The organism is Dermacoccus sp. 147Ba (assembly GCF_004151355.1).
In the GTDB taxonomy this organism is placed as follows: Bacteria; Actinomycetota; Actinomycetes; order Actinomycetales; family Dermatophilaceae; genus Dermacoccus; species Dermacoccus abyssi.
In genome coordinates, this window is sequence record NZ_SEHL01000006.1 from 69,310 (window position 1) to 87,471 (window position 18,162).

General features: G+C 69.0%; 16 protein-coding genes. 14 read left to right on the top strand and 2 right to left on the bottom strand.

The window, feature by feature from the left end:
• The first annotated feature begins 110 nt into the window (after positions 1–110).
• Entirely contained in the window at positions 111–902 is a 792-nt protein-coding gene (locus tag EVU97_RS09230) for a TSUP family transporter (RefSeq protein WP_118912799.1), read from the top strand.
• A gap of 4 nt (positions 903–906) precedes the next feature.
• On the opposite strand, the gene EVU97_RS09235 is transcribed toward EVU97_RS09230, so the two are convergent.
• Positions 907–2,115: a CapA family protein gene (locus tag EVU97_RS09235; RefSeq protein ID WP_165357928.1), complete on the bottom strand. Its 1,209-nt coding sequence runs from the start codon at positions 2,113–2,115 to the stop codon at positions 907–909.
• Between the two features lie 32 nt (positions 2,116–2,147).
• Complete coding sequence (locus tag EVU97_RS09240; RefSeq protein ID WP_129665258.1) at positions 2,148–3,143, bottom strand: hypothetical protein; 996 nt, start codon at positions 3,141–3,143, stop codon at positions 2,148–2,150.
• Positions 3,144–3,260: 117 nt separating this feature from the next.
• On the opposite strand from EVU97_RS09240, the gene EVU97_RS09245 reads away from it, so the two are divergent.
• The 13 genes from EVU97_RS09245 to EVU97_RS09305 all read left to right on the top strand — a co-directional run bounded on the left by EVU97_RS09245 (position 3,261) and on the right by EVU97_RS09305 (position 18,052).
• A complete protein-coding gene (locus EVU97_RS09245) occupies positions 3,261–4,943 on the top strand; it encodes a nitrite/sulfite reductase (protein ID WP_047312014.1) in 1,683 nt (560 codons plus the stop codon).
• Positions 4,940–5,641 (top strand): phosphoadenylyl-sulfate reductase, encoded by a 702-nt coding sequence (locus EVU97_RS09250; protein ID WP_129665260.1) that lies wholly within the window; start codon positions 4,940–4,942, stop codon positions 5,639–5,641. The genes EVU97_RS09245 and EVU97_RS09250 overlap by 4 nt, the downstream gene beginning before the upstream one ends.
• On the top strand, positions 5,638–6,183 hold the full coding sequence (cysC, locus tag EVU97_RS09255; protein ID WP_240730182.1) for an adenylyl-sulfate kinase: 546 nt from the start codon (positions 5,638–5,640) through the stop codon (positions 6,181–6,183). Before EVU97_RS09250 ends, cysC begins: the two co-directional genes overlap by 4 nt.
• A complete protein-coding gene (gene cysD / locus EVU97_RS09260; RefSeq protein WP_129665264.1) occupies positions 6,180–7,106 on the top strand; it encodes a sulfate adenylyltransferase subunit CysD in 927 nt (308 codons plus the stop codon). The genes cysC and cysD overlap by 4 nt, the downstream gene beginning before the upstream one ends.
• Positions 7,106–8,530, top strand: coding sequence for a sulfate adenylyltransferase subunit 1 (locus tag EVU97_RS09265; protein WP_129665266.1), 1,425 nt, complete (start codon positions 7,106–7,108; stop codon positions 8,528–8,530). Before cysD ends, EVU97_RS09265 begins: the two co-directional genes overlap by 1 nt.
• 1 nt (position 8,531) lies before the next feature.
• Positions 8,532–9,602 carry an ABC transporter substrate-binding protein gene (locus EVU97_RS09270; RefSeq protein WP_129665268.1) on the top strand — a complete coding sequence of 357 codons (1,071 nt, stop codon included), beginning with the start codon at positions 8,532–8,534 and terminating at the stop codon, positions 9,600–9,602.
• A gap of 1 nt (position 9,603) precedes the next feature.
• Positions 9,604–10,413: an ABC transporter ATP-binding protein gene (locus EVU97_RS09275; RefSeq protein WP_082128831.1), complete on the top strand. Its 810-nt coding sequence runs from the start codon at positions 9,604–9,606 to the stop codon at positions 10,411–10,413.
• On the top strand, positions 10,400–11,344 hold the full coding sequence (locus EVU97_RS09280; RefSeq protein ID WP_129665270.1) for an ABC transporter permease: 945 nt from the start codon (positions 10,400–10,402) through the stop codon (positions 11,342–11,344). Before EVU97_RS09275 ends, EVU97_RS09280 begins: the two co-directional genes overlap by 14 nt.
• 136 nt (positions 11,345–11,480) lie before the next feature.
• On the top strand, positions 11,481–12,032 hold the full coding sequence (gene rimP / locus EVU97_RS09285) for a ribosome maturation factor RimP (protein WP_129665272.1): 552 nt from the start codon (positions 11,481–11,483) through the stop codon (positions 12,030–12,032).
• Positions 12,032–13,045: a transcription termination factor NusA gene (gene nusA, locus EVU97_RS09290; protein WP_129665274.1), complete on the top strand. Its 1,014-nt coding sequence runs from the start codon at positions 12,032–12,034 to the stop codon at positions 13,043–13,045. Before rimP ends, nusA begins: the two co-directional genes overlap by 1 nt.
• 114 nt (positions 13,046–13,159) lie before the next feature.
• The gene (locus EVU97_RS09295) at positions 13,160–13,552 is read left to right on the top strand and encodes a YlxR family protein (protein WP_052947049.1); all 393 of its coding nucleotides are present in this window, start codon (positions 13,160–13,162) and stop codon (positions 13,550–13,552) included.
• 81 nt (positions 13,553–13,633) lie between these two features.
• Entirely contained in the window at positions 13,634–16,570 is a 2,937-nt protein-coding gene (gene infB, locus EVU97_RS09300; RefSeq protein ID WP_129665276.1) for a translation initiation factor IF-2, read from the top strand.
• A 381-nt stretch (positions 16,571–16,951) separates the two neighbouring features.
• Positions 16,952–18,052, top strand: coding sequence for an SAM-dependent methyltransferase (locus tag EVU97_RS09305; RefSeq protein ID WP_240730183.1), 1,101 nt, complete (start codon positions 16,952–16,954; stop codon positions 18,050–18,052).
• Positions 18,053–18,162: the final 110 nt, after the last annotated feature.

The following is an 18,162-nucleotide window of genomic DNA, read 5'->3' on the forward strand; positions in this document are numbered from 1 at the left end:
CCCACGAGGGCCCCGGCGCCGATGTCGGGGCCCTCGTGCGTGTGGAGACCCGGCCGCGTCGCACGTGAGACCGAGTTGCCGCAGCCGAGTGGCTGCACGACGATGTCGTGGTGAACGACCCGGAGCTGATGACCCTCGTCCTGCTCGGCCTGGCTGCTGCCTGCGCCGGCTGGATCGACGCCGTCGTCGGCGGTGGCGGGCTCGTGCAGTTGCCCGCTCTCATGGTCGCGTTTCCGCACGCTGCCCCGGCACAGTTGCTCGCGACGAACAAGCTGGGCTCGATCTGCGGCACGTCGGTGAGTTCCGCGACGTATCTGCGCCGAGTCAAACCTGACCTGCGCACAGCCCTACCGCTGGCGGGCTTCTCGTTTGCCGGTTCGGTGGCAGGCGCCGCCGTCGCGAGCCACATCCCGCGCTCGGCCTTCAACCCGATCATCCTCGTCGTGCTCGTCTGCGTGGGTGCCTACACCCTCCTCAAGCCGTCCATGGGTCAGCTCGAGAACCTGCGTCACGCCGGAACGCGCCGTCACTACGGCACGGCTGCGGCCATCGGGCTCGGCGTCGGTTTCTACGATGGCGCTCTCGGCCCCGGCACGGGCAGCTTCTTCGTCTTCGCCCTCGTGAGCCTGCTCGGATACCGCTTCCTCGAGGCGTCGGCCAAGGCGAAGCTCGCGAACTTCGCCACCAACCTGGCATCCCTCGTCGTCTTCATCCCCGCCGGAGCGGTGATGTGGAAGGTCGGGCTCGTGCTCGGGCTGGCCAACCTCGCCGGCGGCTACGTCGGCGCGCGCACGGCCGTGTCGAAGGGTGCCGGGTTCGTCCGCGTCGTCTTCGTGCTCGTCGTGGGCGCGTTCGTGGTCAAGATCGGCTACGACACAGCGCACCAGTTCGGGCTCGTCTGACGGCTCAGCTCGCCGGTTTCGCGTCGCAGCCCATGAGACCCATCGTCCTGACTGTCTTGCGGTAGGAGTCGGCGTTCGAGGTCGGGCTCGCCAGTTCCACGTGTCGCGTCGTCTGGTTCTGGTAGGTCGGCTGGAACGTCATCGACTGTTTCCACTTGCCGGCTGCGTCCCGCTCGAAGGTCACGGCGGCGAACGCTCCGTCGGCGGTTCCTGGCTTGATCGCCGCGATCTGCCCGCTGAAGAAGTTGCCGAGCGAGTAGGTCACATAGCGACCGTTCACCTTGTCGCAGGGTTGTACGACGTGCGGGTGGTTGCCGATGATCCAGTCGACCTGGCCGGAGCGCATCAGCTCCGCCGTCACCTGCTTCTGCTGAGCGTTGACCCCTTCGTACTCATAACCCCAGTGCATGGAGACGAGCACGAGGTCCGCGCCCTGGGCGCGCGCTGCGGCGGCATCCTTGACGACGCCCTTGGACGTGCGTGTGAACCACATGGCGTCCTTCAACCAAGGCGCTTCCTTCGGCACGCTCCACTGGTCGCCGACAGCGTTGATGAGGCTGTAGCTGTACGACAGCTGCGCGACCTTCAGACCGTTGGCCTCGTAGAACACGGGCTGGCCCTTCTCGCCTGCCTTCGTCCCGGGGCCGGAGGCTTTGAGGTGGTTGGCCGCGAGGACTTCGCGCGTCTCCTCCATGCCCTTCTGGCCCCGGTCCCACGTGTGGTTGTTGGCCGTGCTGCACCCGTCGAAGCCCATTGATCGCGTCGCTGTAGCGAACTCGCGTGGCGCGTTGAAGCTGTACTCGACCGAAAGATCCGTGTTCGTGCGCGACAGCGGATTCTCCATCTGACAGATGGAGATCGTCGGGGCCCCGACCGTCGGCTGGAGGGCTGCGAAGAAGGGGGCGAAGGCGTAGCCCCGCCCTCCCGCGGCCGCTCGCGCCTGCGCGACGGTGCTCGCGTGGGCGATGAGGTCACCGGAGGCACCGATGGTGATCGTGGCGGGTCTGCCGGTGACCGGTTTCGGCGCGGGGATCGAGGAAGTGCCCGAACGGGAGGGAGCCTGCGAGTTCGGTGTGGTGCTCGACTCGGAGGAGGAGTGACTGCTCGCCGAGGTGGCCGACGGCGACGATGTCGACGAGCCCGAGGAGCATCCCGCGGCGAGAACGAGCGCGGCCGTGAGGACGGTGGCGGTGGCGTGGGCGCGGGTCTGCATGGGACGCCTCGTAGGTCGTGGTGAACGACCCATCAGGCGGAGAGTCCGGGAAGCGGACGCAGCGGTTCGCCGAGCTGCTCGGCCACCGCAGCCGCCCCGGACCAGACCGAGAGCAACCCCGCAGCTTCGTGTGCGCTCTCCGTGGAGGACGAGACCTTGGCAGCGCCCGACACGACTCCCAACGCGGCCTTGCGGGCCACGTCGTGAGCCTGCGCGTGGGTGGAGTACGTGCGCCAGGGCGCGCGTTTGCCGGCGGCCTGCGCGGGCATGCCGGCTTGGGTGAGTGAGCGCGCAGCATAGGCCCACTCGAGCTGCGCGGTGATCTCCTCGCGCGCGGAGAGCTTGGTGCGAGCCGCCGACCACTCGAGGGCGTCGATGACTGCTTCGACGGACGCGAGGAGAGTGCCGTCGGTTCGGGGCATGGCGATGGTCGAGGGCCACCGGACGGTGATGTCGGCGGGTCGTAACGACGCGAGACTCGCGGCAGCGATCGCCAGGGCGACCGGCCGTGAGTTCCTGCTGACGCGCTGCAGGACGACTGCTGCCGGTGCTCCGGCCCAGACGCTCTCGGCCCTCGTCCACGACGTCGATTCGCCGGTGGGCGAGACCGAGGGGGATGCCGACGGCGGGACCTGCTCGGGCGTCGAACTCGGCGTGCTCGCGGGGGTCGACGAACTCGAGCTCGTCGGCGGAGCACTCGGTGTGCCGGTTGCCGTCACCGACGGAAGCGTCGTGGCACCCAGGCCCTTCAGCGTCGCGTCGAGACGGTCGAGTTGGGCGTTGTGCAACTTCTGCGCAGTTCCGGCCTGGGCATGGTGGATGGTCTCGCGCTCCGCGGCCGTCATCGCTTCGACGAGCCAGGCGCGAACCTGCTCGAGCGGTTTCGTGTCAGGCGCGGGCTCCGCCTTGGGGCCGGGAACGGGGGCGTCACTCTCGAGCCGGAGCCCGCACCCGGCGAGTGGTGCGACGAGCGCGGCTGCGACGAAGGTGCGACGGGCGAGCGCGTGAGGGGGACGAGCAGACGGCATGCGCTCATCGTCCCACGGACGACGGGGGAGCGTTCACAGTGTGGACCGCTCGGTAGTCATTAGTTGCAGTTGGGTGATGCAAAAGTAAGGGTTATGGGGCCGATGCGAGGAGTAGTGATGACGGCGACGACCCAGGCCCGCCCGAAGGGCCGTGCACGCAAGCCCGAAGGCCAGTGGGCCCTCGGGGAACGTGACCCCCTCAATCCGAACGAGGTCTTCAAGCAGGCCGACGCTCCGCTGAACGTTCGCCGCCGTATCCTCGAGGAGTACGCGGCCGGTGGATTCGACACGATCGAGGGCACCGACCTGCGTGGCCGCTTCCGCTGGATGGGTCTGTACACGCAGCGTCGCCCGGGTGTCGACGGTGGCAAGACGGCAACGCTGCCGCCCGAAGAACTCGACGACGAGTTCTTCATGATGCGCGTGCGCATCGACGGCGGCCAGCTCACCACCGAGCAGTTGCGAGTCCTCGCCGGCATCTCGACCGACTTCGCCCGCGACAGCGCCGACATCACGGACCGGCACAACATCCAGTACCACTGGATCGACGTCAAGGACGTGCCGGAGATCTGGGAGCGCCTCGAAGCCGTCGGTCTCGACACGATGGAAGCGTGCGGAGACTGCACCCGCACGGCCCTCGGTTCGCCCGTGGCCGGCGTGCACCCCGATGAGGTACTCGACGCCACCCCGGCGCTCGAATACATCAAGAAGCACTACGTCGGCGACCCCGAGCTGGCCAACCTTCCGCGCAAGTTCAAGACGGCGATCGCGTGGCTGCCCGACATGGCACCCGAGATCAACGACATCAGCTTCGTCGGCTCGATCCATCCCGAGCACGGACCGGGCTTCGACCTGCAGATCGGCGGGGGCCTCTCGACCAAGCCGTTCTTCGCCCTGCGCCTCGGTGCCTGGGTGCCCCTCGAGGAGGTGCCCGAGGTGTGGCTCGCCGTCGTCAAGCTCTTCCGCGACTACGGCTTCCGACGCCTGCGCAACCGCGCGCGCCTCAAGTACCTCGTCGAGGAATGGGGCGCCGAGCGCACCCGGCAGGTGCTCGAGGAGGAGTTCCTCGGTCGAAAGCTCGTCGACGGGCCGCCAGCGCCCACGCCGAAGCACACGATCGATCACATCGGTGTGCACCGCCAGAAGGACGGCGACAACTTCGTCGGCTTCGCCTCCGTCGCCGGTCGCACGAGCGGTACGGCGCTCGCGGCCGTCGCGGACGCCGTGGAAGCTGCGGGGTCGGCCAGGGTGCGACTCACGCCCTATCAGAAGCTCGTCGTGCTCGACGTGGCCGACGAGAACGTCGAGGCACTCGTCGACACGATGCGACCGCTGGGCTTCGAGGCCCGCCCGTCGCACTGGCGTCGCGCCACGATGGCGTGCACCGGCATCGAGTTCTGCAAGCTCGCCATCGTCGAGACGAAGAAGCGCGCGGCCGACCTCGTCGAGGAACTGGAGACGCGCCTGGCACACCTCAACGAGGTCTTGGAACACCCCATCGCGATCCACCTCAACGGTTGCCCCAACTCGTGCGCCCGCATCCAGGTGGCCGACATCGGCCTCAAGGGACAGATCGTCACGGACGAGAACGGCGAACAGGTGCCCGGCTACCAGGTGCACCTCGGAGGCGGTCTCGGGGAGGACCTCGTCGTCGGGCGCAAGCTGCGCGCGCACAAGGTGGTCGCCACCGAGCTGGGCGACTACGTCGAACGCGTCGTCACCCGGTTCGTCGAACAGCGTGAGGTGAGCGAGACCTTCGGCGACTGGGCTCGTCGCGCGGACGAGGAGGCTTTGCGATGAGCGCCGTCCGTGACGCCGAGACCCTGCGATCCGTGGCGGAGGCTGCTCGCCGCGATCTCGACGGAGCTCCGACGATCCGCGTGCTCGACTGGGCGCGCGAGGAGTTCGGTGACAAGTTCGCTGTCGCGAGTTCGATGCAGGACGCCGTTCTGCCGCACCTGGCTTCACGTGTCATGCCGGGTGTGGACGTGCTCTTCCTCGACACGGGCTACCACTTCGCCGAGACCATCGCGACGCGTGACCGGGTCGCGCAGGAGTACGACATCACCCTGCGCAACCTCACGCCGACCCAGAGCGTGGCCGAACAGGACGCGAGCCACGGCAAGGACCTGTTCTCCCGTGACCCGGACCTGTGCTGCACTCTGCGCAAGACGCACCCGCTCGACGATGCACTCGACGGGTACGAGGCGTGGGCGACGGGGGTGCGGCGCAGCGAGGCCGTGACACGCCGGGACACCCCGGTGGTCAGCTTCGACGAGCGCCGCGAACGGATCAAGGTGGCGCCGATCGTCGCGTGGAGCGACACCGACGTCGAGGAGTACATCGAGGCGTACGGCGTCATCAGTAACCCCCTGCTCACCCAGGGCTACCCCTCGATCGGGTGCGCCACGTGCACCCGCCGGGTCGCACCCGGAGAGGATGCTCGCGCCGGCCGCTGGGCGGGCCAGGACAAGACCGAATGCGGGATCAACCTGTGAGCGGCGCAACGGTGTGGCTGACCGGGCTCTCCGGTGCCGGCAAGTCGACGATCGCCCACGAGCTCGTGGGGGCCCTGCGCGCCCGGGGCGAGCGGGTCGAACTCCTCGACGGCGACGAACTGCGCGAATCCCTGAGCAAGGGACTCGGCTTCTCGCGCGAGGACCGCACCACGCACGTCACGCGGGTCGGCTTCCTCGCCGACATGCTGGCACGCAACGGGGTCTGGGCCGTCGTGCCTGTCATCGCCCCGTATGCGGACGCCCGCGAGCAGAACCGAGCACGCCACGAGGCGAGCGGTGCCCGTTATGTCGAAGTCCACGTCGCAACCTCGCTCGAGGAGTGCGCACGACGCGATGTCAAGGGCCTCTACGCCAAGGCTCGCGCCGGCGAAATCCCTGCGATGACCGGGGTCGACGACCCCTACGAGATTCCCGAGGACCCTGATCTTCGCCTCGAGACCGAGGGCCGCAGCGTGCGTGATTCAGCGGCTGAAGTGCTCGCCCTCCTTCTGTCCGACGAGTCGGAAAGGAACCTGTCATGACCGTGCTCGAGCACACCCCGACGAACCCCGCCGAAGCCTCGACGCTCCGCGCTCTCGAAGCGGAGGCCATCGAGATCATCCGTGAAGTCGTCGCCGAGTTCGACCGTCCTGCACTGCTGTTCAGCGGTGGCAAGGACTCGGCCGTGTTGCTCCACGTGGCGCTCAAGGCGCTCGCGCCGGCGCCGCTGCCCATCACGCTGCTCCACGTCGACACAGGACACAACCTGCCCGAGGTGATCGCCTTCCGTGACGAGATCGTCGCTCGCCACGGCCTGCGGCTGCACGTCGCGGCAGTGGAGGACTGGATCGCCGACGGACGCCTCACCGAGCGTCCGGACGGCACGCGCAACCCGCTGCAGACGGTGCCGCTCGTCGACACGATCGCCGAGCAGAAGTTCGACGCGCTCCTCGGTGGCGCACGTCGTGACGAGGATCGGGCACGCGCCAAGGAACGCATCTTCTCCGTGCGCAACGCGCTCGGCGGATGGGATCCGCGCAACCAGCGACCCGAACTGTGGAACGTCTACAACGGGCGGCACGCGCCGGGGGAGAACACGCGCGTCTTCCCGCTGAGCAACTGGACCGAGCTCGACATCTGGCGCTACATCGAGGCCGAGAACGTCGCGCTCCCGCCGATCTACTTCGCCCACGATCGCGAGGTGTTCGAACGTGACGGAATGTGGCTCACGTCGGGCCCGTGGTTCGGTCCGCGCCCCGACGAGAAGGTCGTGACCAAGAGCGTCCGCTACCGGACTGTGGGTGACGGATCGTGCACCGGCGCAGTCGAATCCAGTGCCCGAACCACCGCCGAGATCATCGCCGAAGTGGCCGCCAGCCACCTCACCGAACGGGGCGCCACACGCGCCGACGACCGCCTCTCCGAGGCCGCGATGGAAGACCGCAAGCGAGAGGGGTACTTCTGATGACAACGACCCACGTGACACCCACGAGCCGACCGGAGACGGGACGCGAGGTGGCGGTGCCATCACGGCCGGCTGACGCCAGCGGTGCCACGGCGGCTCCGGAACAATTGCGCCTCGTCGTCGCGGGCAGCGTCGACGACGGCAAGTCCACCCTCGTCGGGCGCTTGCTGCACGACACGAAGAACATCCTGGCCGACACGTTCGACTCCATGGTCGCGGCGAGCACGTCGCGCGGAGCCGACACCGTCGACCTCGCGCTGCTGACCGACGGTCTGCGTGCGGAGCGGGAGCAAGGCATCACGATCGATGTGGCGTACCGCTACTTCTCCACGCCGCAGCGCACCTTCGTCCTGGCCGACACCCCGGGCCACGTCCAGTACACCCGCAACATGGTGACGGGCGCGTCGACGGCGGATGCGGCGGTGATTCTCGTCGACGTGCGGCACGGCGTCTCGGCGCAGACCCGGCGGCACGCGGCTCTCATGGCGTTGCTCCGCGTCCCGCACGTCGTGTTCGCGCTCAACAAGATGGATGCTGTGGACTGGTCCGAGGAGCGCTTCGACGAGGTTGCCCGCGACACCCGTGACCTCGTCGAGAAGGTGGGCTTGGCGGGCGACGTCGCCGTCGTCCCCCTGTCGGCCCTCACCGGAGAGGGTGTTGTCGCGCCGGCCCCTTCCTGGTACGAGGGCGAGCCTCTGCTCACGCTGCTGGAGAACCTTCCGGTGGCTCGCGACCTGCGGGTCGAGAACTTCCGGATGCCGGTGCAACTCGTCATCCGCCCGCGCACGAGCGACCACCCCGACTACCGGGGAATGGCCGGACGCATCACGTCCGGCGTCGTGCACGTCGGAGACGTCGTGCGTGCCTCCACCCTCGGGCTGGGATCACGGGTGATCGGCATCGACACACCCACGGGCTCGGCGCAGGAAGCGGGCGCCGGTGAATCCGTGACGATCCGCCTGGCCGACGAACTCGACGTCGCCCGCGGTGACGTCCTCGTCGTCGAGTCCGAGGCGGACGCACCCGACGTGACGAGCGAGCTCAAGGGTGTCGTGGCGTGGCTCGCCGAAGGTTCGACCACGCCGCGCCAGCGTGTTCTCGTCAAGGCGGGTACGAAGGTCGTGCGAGCGGTCCTCACCGACGTCACCCATCACTGGGACGTCGAGGAGAGCACGTGGCACCCGTCCGACGGAGCGCATTCCCTTGGCCTCAACGACATCGGGCAGGTCGTGCTCCACCTCGCGGAGCCGGTGGCCGTCGACGCCTACTCCCGTCACCGGGGCACGGGCGCCTTCCTCGTCATCGATCCTGCGAGCGGGGCCACGATCGGGGGTGGCATGGTCGGGGCCGACCTCGGCCTCGGGGCGCAGGCGGCCGGCGAGGAGCCGGAGGAAGAGTCCGAAGAGGATTGGCTGGCCGGCTGACATGACCACCCTCGATCGTCCCTCGCGACGCGCCGTTCTCGCGGCCGCTGTGGGGGCACCCTTCGCCTTGCCCGCCCTCACCGCGTGCGGCGCCGCTGAGGCGTCCCCGCACAGGCTTCGCCTCGGCTACTTCGCCAACGTGACGCACGGTGTGGCCGTGGCCGGCATGGCTCGGGGCACGTTCGCTGAGCGTCTGCCCGGTGTGCGTCTTGAGCCACAGATCTTTCCGAGCGGACCCTCGGCCGTTCAGGCGATGCTCGCCGGCGCGCTGGACGTCGCCTACCTCGGACCCAACCCGGCGATCACCGCGTGGGTGCGGACGAAGGGTCAGGGCGTGCGGCTCGTGGCCGGTGGTGCCTCAGGAGGCGCCGCGCTCGTGGCACGCAAGGGCATCGAGAGCGTCGAAGGCCTGCGCGGTCGTCGGGTCTCGACGCCGCAGCTCGGCGGCACTCAGGACGTTGCGCTCAAGACGCTGTTGCGGGAGAAGGGCATCTCCACCGGTTCCGGCAAGGACGCGGTCGAGGTGCTGTGGATGGCCAACAGCCAGACTCTCGACCAGTTCAAGCAGAACCGCCTCGATGCGTCGTACCAGGCCGAACCGTGGGTGTCGCGGCTCGTCGAGGAAGCGGGGGCGCACGTTCTCGTGGACGAGCGCACCCGGTGGCCGGGCGGGCGCTTCGCCACGACCTGCGTCGTCGTGTCCGAGGACTACCGCCGCCGCTGCCCCGAGCAGGTGGAGGCGCTGCTCGGCGCGCATGTCGACACGGTGCGATGGATCCAGGCGCACCGCGACGAGGCATCGACCCTGCTCAACTCCGAGATCGAGCGAATCGCCGGGAAGAAGCTCAAGCCCACCGTGATCGAACGCGCCATGAGGAGCGTCGAGTTCGGCTGGGATCCGATGCTCACCAACGTCGCCGAGGTGGCCGAGCACACCTGGGCCACGGGCGGTATCGAGGTGAAACCGAATCTGCACGGCATCGCGGATCTCGCGCCGCTCAACCGAGCGCTCGCCGCACGCAGTCTCGAGCGCGCCGACGACGGCGGTTACGGCGCACGAGGAAAGGCCTGACATGACCGACACCCGACCACAGCTGCGCCGACCCGAGCCGACGAGCCCGGGGGAGCACGACGTGCGCCCGGCCGTCTCACTGCGCGCGCTGCGCAAGGTCTTCGGCCACGGCGAGGACGCCGTCGAAGCCATCGGTGGCATCGACCTCGACGTCGCGCCGGGTGAGTTCGTCTCCGTCCTCGGAGCCTCCGGCTGTGGCAAGTCGACACTCCTGTCTATCGTTGCGGGACTTGAACCCGCCACATCCGGAGTCGTGGAGGTCGACGGACCGCAGCCCGCGCTCATGTTCCAGGAGAGCGCACTGTTCCCGTGGCTCACGGCACGCGAGAACGTCGAGGCCCCGATGCGCTTCGGGGGAGTGGCGGCTCCAGAGCGCCGCGCACGAGCCGAAGAACTGCTCGAGACGGTGCGCCTCGCCGGTGCCGGCGGCCGTCGCGTGCACGAGCTGTCCGGTGGTCAGCGCCAGCGCGTCGCGATGGCGAGAGCTCTGGCCCAGAACGCGCGGGTGCTGCTCATGGACGAACCGTTCGCGGCGCTCGACGCCATGACCCGTGACCTCCTGCACGGCGAGCTCACCGAGGTGTGGCAGCGGGAGCGGATGGCTGTCGTCTTCGTCACTCACAACGTGCGTGAGGCCGTGCGCCTCGGCCAGCGCGTCGTCCTGCTCTCCTCGCGCCCCGGCCGCGTGGCGCGGACGTGGGACGTCGACCTGCCGCACCCGCGCATCATCGAGGACTCGGGCGTGGGTGACCTCTCCCGGGAGATCACCGCCCGCCTGCGAGAGGAGATCAGCCGCCATGCCCACGCCTGATTCGAGCCGTAGCTACGCGGAGGACCCGTTCGAGGTCGATGCGCACCGACACCGTTCCGTCGTGCGCGCCACGCCGGCGATCAGCGACGCCGACGTGACCTCGGGCCTCGACCGTCTCGAGGTCCAGGCGCGACCCAAGCGTCGCCGCGTCGACCTCACGTCCGTCCTCGCGCCGCTCGGCGCGCTGGCCCTCGTCGCCCTCGGGTGGCAGTGCCTCGTCTGGTTGCAGGTGAAGCCGACGTGGGCCCTGCCGCCGCTGGGCGACATTGCTGCCGCGCTGTGGCGCTCGCTCACCTCGGGCGACGCGCTCTCGGCGATCTGGGTGAGCCTTCGCCGCGGAGTGATCGGGTTCCTCGTCGCCGTCGTGTTGGGCAGCGCGCTCGGCCTGCTCGTCGGGCGTCACCGGTTGGCGCGCAAGGCCTTCCGGCCCCTGCTGGCCGCCATCCAGTCCCTGCCGTCGGTGGCGTGGGTGCCGTTCGCGGTCATGATGTTCTACCTCACGGACACGACGATCTACGCCGTCATTCTGCTGTCCGCGGTGCCGTCGATCGCGATGGGCCTCATCGGCGGCCTCGACCAAGTGCCACCGCTGCTCGAACGGGCCGGCCGGACGCTCGGTGCGTCGCGCACGCAGCTGGTACGTCACGTCCTGCTTCCCGCCGCGATGCCGACCTACCTCGCCGGTATCAAGCAGGGGTGGGCCTTCGCGTGGCGTTCCCTCATGGCCGCCGAACTCATCGTCTCCTCGCCCGAACTGGGCTTCGGTCTCGGCTCGATGCTCAGCCAGGGACAGGCGAACTCCGACATGCCGACGGTCGTCGCCGCGATCGCTCTCGTCCTTGCTGTCGGTCTGGCCGTGGAACTGCTGCTCTTCAGCCCGATCGAGCGCAGCTTGCTGCGTCGCCGCGGCCTCACCGCGGGCGGGCTGTGACCTCAGGCAGAACCGACCCACCCCAAATGCGCGTGTCCCGTGGGGGTCAGGTTCGGTAAGGTGGACGCGCGCGGGCCGAGTGCTCGCGCATTTCGCACCCTCGCTCGGGTGCGTGACGACAACTCCAGGAGGTCCGGTGGCAGGCGCGGAACGAACGATCATCGAAACCCTCGCACCCAAGCTCGAACCCCTGGGAATACTCGTCGAGGACGTCACCGTCGTGCCCGCGGGCAAGCGTCGCCTCGTGCGCATCCTCCTCGACCGCATCGTGGCGATGGACACGGCCACGACGGAGCCGGTTGCGCCCGTCACGCTCGACGAGGTCGCCGAAGCCACCCGCGTCGTCAGCGACGAGCTCGACGCCACGAACGTCATGGGCGAGCAGCCCTACGTTCTGGAGGTCAGCTCCCCGGGCACCGACCGCCCGCTCACCGAACCCCGCCACTTCGCCCGCAACGTCGGGCGACTCGTGGCGATCACCCTCGACGACGGCTCGAAGATCGCCGGACGCCTCACGTCCGCCGATGCCACCGAGATCGTCGTCACCCCCGAGCAGGGCGGCAAGAAGGCCGGCGGCCACGCCTCGGCCGAGCCGACCCGACTCGAGTACCCAACGATCACCAGCGCCAAGGTGCAGGTGGAATTCACGCACGGTGGCGACACCGACGGCGTGGGAGAGGACGTCTGATGGACATCGACATGGCAGCACTGCGCGCCCTGGAGCGGGAGCGCGAGATCCCCATGGACGTCATCGTCCCGGCGATCGAGCAGGCCCTCCTGCTCGCGTACCAGAAGGAGGAGGGCGCCCACCGCCGCTCCCGCGTCGAGCTCGACCGCAAGAGCGGACACGTCGTCGTCTGGGCGCGCGAGGACGGGCAGAAGCAGGAGGACGGCACCTGGAGCGAGCCGGGCCCCGAGTTCGACGACACCCCGAAGAACTTCGGCCGCGTCGCCGCGAGCACGGCGCGCCAGGTCATCGTGCAGCGCATGCGCGACGTCGAGGACGAGGCCATCCTCGGTGACTTCGTCGGCAAGGAAGGCGACATCGTCGCCGGCACGATCCAGCAGAGCAACGACTCGCGGTTCGTCAAGGTCGACTTCGGCACGATCGAAGGCATCCTCCCGGCCGCCGAGCAGGTGCCGGGTGAGGTCTACCGCCACGGCGAGCGCATTCGCTGCTATGTCGTCTCCGTGCGACGCGGTCCGAAGGGCCCGCAGATCTCCCTCTCGCGTACCCACCCGAACCTCGTGCGCAAGCTCTTCGCGATGGAGGTGCCCGAGATCGCCGACGGCACCGTCGAGATCGCGGCCCTCGCCCGCGAGGCGGGACACCGCACGAAGATCGCCGTGCACGCGACGCAGCCCGGCGTCAACGCCAAGGGCTCCTGCATCGGGCCCATGGGTCAGCGTGTGCGCGCCGTCATGTCGGAGCTGCAGGGCGAGAAGATCGACATCGTCGACTTCTCCCGCCAGCCCGAGGAGTTCATCGCGGCTGCACTCTCGCCGTCGCGCGTGGAGTCCGTGGAGGTGACGGACCCGAAGGCGCGCGCTGCGCGCGTCATCGTGCCCGACTTCCAGCTCAGCCTCGCCATCGGCAAGGAGGGCCAGAACGCCCGCCTCGCGGCCAAGCTGACCGGCTGGCGCATCGACATCCGTCCGGACACGGCCGTGGGCGCTCCGGTGGTTGCCGGCGAGCGCTGATCCGGGCCGGAAATCCTCCGGGTGCGAGGGCACCCGGGGGATTTCGCGTTTTCCCGCCCCGGGGGCGAACAGGTAGGCTAGGGGGCGAACGGTGACAGACAGAAGGTTGGTGACGTGATCAACGTGACCGACACGGATGTCGAGCTCTCCCGAAAGTCCGAACCGCAGCGCACCTGCATCGGATGCCGGGGCAAGGGCGGCCGTTCCGTTTTGCTGCGCATCGTGTGCGATGAGAATGCCGTCCTGGTACTCGACTCGCGCAAGGCGATGCCGGGCAGGGGAGCGTGGCTCCACGCCGACGAGACGTGCCTTTCCCAGGCCACGACCCGCCGCGCTTGGGGACGGGCACTTCGCCTGCGATCGGCGGTTTCCACCGACGCGCTGGCGGAACAGGTGGAACGGGAGATTCGTTCCACGTCGTACGACGACGAAAACACCGGAAGGACCCGCAGGGGGACTTCCACGACAGTGACCGAAAGCGGGTTTGACGCTATGAGCACCCGATGAGTTCTCAGCGATGAGCACCCTCAACTGACGGTCTGCCGGGCTCGAAGCCTTGGCGGTCCGTCGAAAACCGACAGGAGAAACGTGGCCAAGGTTCGAGTCCACGAGCTCGCCAAAGAGCTCGGAGTCGAAAGCAAGGAACTCCTTGCGCATCTCAAGGCGCAAGGCGAGTTCGTGAAGTCCGCAAGTTCCACGATCGAGGCGCCCGTGGTGCGCAAGATCAAGGAGAACCCGCCGAAGCCGACGAAGGCAGGCGGCGAGTCCGCGGACGACAAGTCCAGCGCGCCCGCGAAGAAGGCAACGCCGTCCGCGGCGAAGCCGGGCGCCCCCAAGCCGGGCCCGAAGGCACCGGCATCCAAGCCTGCGCCGAAGGCCGGGACCCCGGCTCCCGCGCCGTCGCCGGAGCCCAAGCGCGAGGCCCAGGCTCCCAAGCCCGCCGAGGCGAAGCCCGCGACGCCGAAGTCGGAGGCTGCAACGCCGGCGCCGGCACCCAAGGCTCCCGCTGCGAAGCCCGGCCCTGCAGCGCCGAAGCCGGCTCCGGCCGCGCCTGCTCGCAACGAGCGTCCCGGTGCCGGACGTCCCGGACCGCGCCCCGGCGCTCCGCGTCCGGGTAACAACCCGTTCAGCTCGAGCCAGGGCATGGGCCGCAGCGAGCGTCCGCAGGGCGATCGTCGTGGCGGCGGCCGTGAAGGCGGCTCCCCGCGTCCGGGCAACAACCCGTTCGCGCCCAGCCAGGGCATGCCGCGTCCCGGCAACCGTGGTCAGGGTCAGGGCGGTCCGCGTCCGGCCGGTGCGGGCGGTCCCCGTCCCGCTGGTGCGGGCGGTCCGCGTCCGGCCGGTGCGGGCGGTCCCCGTCCCGCTGGTGCGGGCGGTCCGCGTCCGGCCGGTGCAGGTGGCCCCCGTCCCGCGGGTGGCTCCGGCGCACCGCGCCCGAACCCGGGCATGATGCCGTCGCAGGCTGCCGTTCCGCGTCCGGGCGAGCGCCCGGCCCGCGGTGGTGGCGCAGGTCGCCCCGGTGGCGGCGGTCGTCCCGGCGGCTTCGCCGGTCGTCCCGGCGGTGGCGGGCGTGGCCCCGGTGGTCGCGGCGGCACCCAGGGCGCCTTCGGTCGCGGCGGCAGCAAGGTCCGCGGTCGTAAGTCGAAGCGCGCGAAGCGTCAAGAGTTCGAGCAGATGCAGGCTCCGTCGATCGGCGGTGTCAGCGTCCCGCGCGGCAACGGTTCGACCGTCATCCAGGTGCGCCGCGGTGCGTCCCTGACGGACTTCGCCGACAAGATCGACGCGAACCCGGCGAGCCTCGTCACCGTGCTGTTCCACCTCGGTGAGATGGCCACGGCGACGCAGTCGCTCGACGAGGACACGTTCCAGCTGCTCGGTGCCGAGCTCGGCTACGACATCCGTGTCGTCTCGCCGGAGGACGAGGAGAAGGAACTCTTCTCCCAGTTCAACATCGACCTCGAGGCCGAGGCCGAGGGCGAGGACGACGAGATGCTCGAGCAGCGTCCCCCGGTCGTCACCGTCATGGGTCACGTCGACCACGGTAAGACGCGCCTGCTCGACGCCATCCGCAACGCGGACGTCGGCAAGGGCGAGGCCGGTGGCATCACGCAGCACATCGGTGCCTACCAGGTCCACAAGGAGCACGAGGGCGTCGACCGTCCCATCACCTTCATCGACACCCCCGGTCACGAGGCGTTCACCGCCATGCGTGCCCGTGGTGCGAAGGTCACGGACATCGCCATCCTCGTGGTCGCGGCCGACGACGGCGTCATGCCGCAGACGATCGAGGCGCTCAACCACGCCCAGGCGGCCGACGTTCCGATCGTCGTGGCGGTCAACAAGATCGACGCCGACGGCGCGAACCCGGCCAAGGTGCGTCAGCAGCTGACCGAGTACAACCTCATCGCCGAGGAGTACGGCGGTGAGACGATGTTCGTCGACGTGTCGGCCAAGCAGGGGCAGAACATCGACAGCCTCCTCGAGGCCGTCCTGCTCACCGCCGACGCCGCGCTCGACCTGCGCGCCAACCCGGACAAGGACGCCCGCGGTGTCGCGATCGAGGCCAACCTCGACCGTGGTCGCGGTGCCGTCGCAACGGTTCTCGTGCAGTCCGGTACGTTGCGCGTCGGTGACGCCATCGTCACCGGCCAGGCCTACGGACGCGTTCGCGCCATGCTCGACGAGCACGGCGAGAACGTTCAGGAAGCCGGTCCGAGCCGTCCCGTGCTCGTCACGGGTCTGGCCTCCGTGCCGCGCGCCGGTGACACGTTCATCGTGGCCCCGGACGACCGCACGGCCCGTCAGATCGCCGAGAAGCGTGAAGCGGCAGACCGTCAGGCCTCGCTCGCCAAGGCTCGCAAGCGCATCAGCCTCGAGGACCTCAACGAGCAGCTCGCTGCAGGCAAGGTCGAAACCCTCAACCTCATCCTCAAGGGTGACGTGTCGGGTTCGGTCGAAGCCCTCGAGGACGCGCTCCTGCAGATCGACGTCGGCGACGACGTGGACCTGCGGATCATCGACCGTGGTGTCGGCGCGATCACGATGAACAACATCAACCTCGCAGTCGCCTCCAACGCCATCATCGTCGGATTCAACGTTCGCGCCGAAGGCCAGAACGCCGAATACGCCGAGAAGGAAGGCGTCGAGATCCGCTACTACTCGGTCATCTACCAGGCGATCGACGAGATCGAGCAGGCCCTCAAGGGCATGCTCAAGCCGGAGTACGAGGAGCACGAGCTCGGTTCCGCCGAGATCCGCGAGATCTTCCGCTCGTCCAAGTTCGGCAACATCGCCGGATCCATGGTGCGTAGCGGTGAGATCAAGCGCGGCTCCAAGGCACGCATCACGCGTGACGGCGTCGTCATCACCGAAAGCCTCGAGATCGCCGGTCTGCGTCGCTTCAAGGACGACGTCACCGAGGTCCGCGAAGGCTTCGAGTGCGGTATCAACCTGGGCTCACACAACGACGTCCAGGTCGGAGACCTCATCACGACGTACGAAATGCGGGAGAAGCCGAGGGACTAGTCCTTCCCTTGGGCCGTCTTCCGGTCTGAGTGCGTTCCCTTGGGCCGTCTTCCGGTCTGAATCCCTCGCAAGCTCGGGATTCAGCCTCGGTGCGATAGCCCTTCGGGCCGCATCACAAGCGAAAGCCCTCACCACCCCTCGCAAGCTCGGGGTTCGTGGGGGCTTTCGCTTGCTCTGCGGAGTCCGCTTCCAGCGTGGTTCGGTCATGGGGAGTGTTGGGCTTTCCGCATGTGGGCTTCTAAAGTCGCATCTCCGTTCGATGGTGGCCGCGTTCCGCACTCTCGACTTGGAGATCTGAGCTCCCGCAGCCTGGACCTTCGTCGCCTGGCTGGAACGCCGCGGATTCGGGGTCGGGGTTGTCACTGCGGCACACTGGAGCCCGTGAATTCCAAGAACGCCGCCGACGAGACCCAGCCCGAGCTTCGCTCATCGCTCGACACCGCGCCCGACGGGCGCCTCCTGCTCCTCGCACCCTCGTCGAACCGCGTCTACGCCGGAGACGCCGCGCGCCTCAACGCCGCGGAGATCACCGTCATGGCCGACGCTCTGGGCCTGGACGCCCGCGTACGACCCGTCACCGTCGCCGGAGTCGATTACCTCAACATCGAAGGCGACGACGACCTGCTCACCCGCGTCGTGAGCGAGGCCAGCGGCGCCTTCGCCCTCTTCGGTTCGGCCGACGGGCTGCTGCGCCCTACGGCCCTCGAACGTCGTCGCCCCTACAGCGACGACCTCGTCACGATCCAGAAGTACCAGGGCAAGACGAACGAGCAGTTCACCCACCTTCTCCTCAACGTCACCGCTGCGCTCGCAAAGCGCCCGCAGGCGCTGCTCGACGGCTCCCTCCACGTGCTCGACCCCATGTGCGGTCGCGGCACCACCCTCAACACCTGCCTCCTGCGCGGTATCGACGTCACCGGCGTCGACCTCGACAAGAAGGACTTCGAGGCCTACCAGGCGTTCATCACGACGTGGCTTCGCTCCCACCGCCTCAAGCACGAGATCGATGCCAGCCAGGTGCGTCGCGAAGGCCGGACGCTCGGGCGTGCGCTCGAACTCGAGACCGCACCGACGAAGGAAGACTGGAAGGCCGGACGCACCCAACAGGTCACCTACCTCAACGTCGACACCACCAGGCTCGGGCGTGTCATGCGCAGGACGAGCGTCGACGTCGTCGTCGCCGACACGCCCTACGGCGTCCAGCACGGCTCCCACGGCGACAAGCTGGACCGTTCCCCGGTGCAGCTCCTCGAGCGAGCGCTGCCGTCCTGGCACGACACCCTGCGCACGGGCGGCACGGTCGGCCTCGCCTACAACCGCCACGTCGTGAAGCCCGGCGAACTCGCCGACGTGCTCGACGCGCATGGTTTCTCGGTCGTCCACGGCCAAGGCGCGCCTGCCGCCGGCCTCGATGAGGACGCGTTCCGTCACCGCGTCGACGCCTCGATCGACCGCGACATCGTGGTCGCCCGCAAGGGCTGACGCACGCCGGGGCGACGGCGTGCGCGACAGCCCGCCGCGCCACGGCTGTTGCCCGGCGAAACGCCGGAGCAGGCAGCTGCCACACACGCGAAAACCACGGTGCTCACGCG